The sequence below is a fragment of the Bacillus sp. 05T31 genome, assembly GCF_056396725.1.
Genome location: NZ_JBFTMA010001303.1, coordinates 1 through 537, shown reverse-complemented (window position 1 = coordinate 537; position 537 = coordinate 1). Strand labels below are relative to the sequence as shown.

Here is a 537-nt window from a genome sequence, read left to right as displayed (position 1 = left end):
GTATTAGGTAGCGGGGGGATATACCCTTTATCAAGTGAATATTTACATGGTGTTCAAAACTTATGTGATAAATATAATGTCATTCTTATCGTTGATGAAGTTCAAAGTGGTATGGGGAGAACTGGTAAACTATTTGCTTATCAAAATTTCAATATTACTCCGGATATTATTCAAATAGGTAAAGGAGCAGGAGGCGGGATACCGCTTGGCGGAATTATTGTAGGTGAAAAGTTATGTGATGTATTTGCACCAGGAGATCACGGCACAACTTTTGCTCATTCTTCAATGGGAACCGCTTTAGGGTTAACGGTTTTAAATACATTGATTGACGATGGTTTAATGCAAGAAGCGTACGAAACGTCACACTATCTAAATGATAAATTGCAAGAAATTCAGAAAGAAAATTCTTATTATATTCAGGAAGTACGCCATGCTGGTATGATGTTTGGAATTAGTTTGAATGATACGAATGAAAATGTGAAGAAATTACAGGTAGAGCTAATGGAGAAAGGGATGTTAGTTGATGTTACACAAGGG

Annotated in this window: 1 protein-coding gene; it reads left to right on the top strand. The window is 36.1% G+C overall.

Annotated features, from left to right (window positions below; all coding sequences use genetic code 11):
- A partial coding sequence (locus AC1DJR_RS33035) for an aminotransferase class III-fold pyridoxal phosphate-dependent enzyme (RefSeq protein WP_477004571.1) occupies positions 1-537 on the top strand: 537 nt, incomplete at both ends.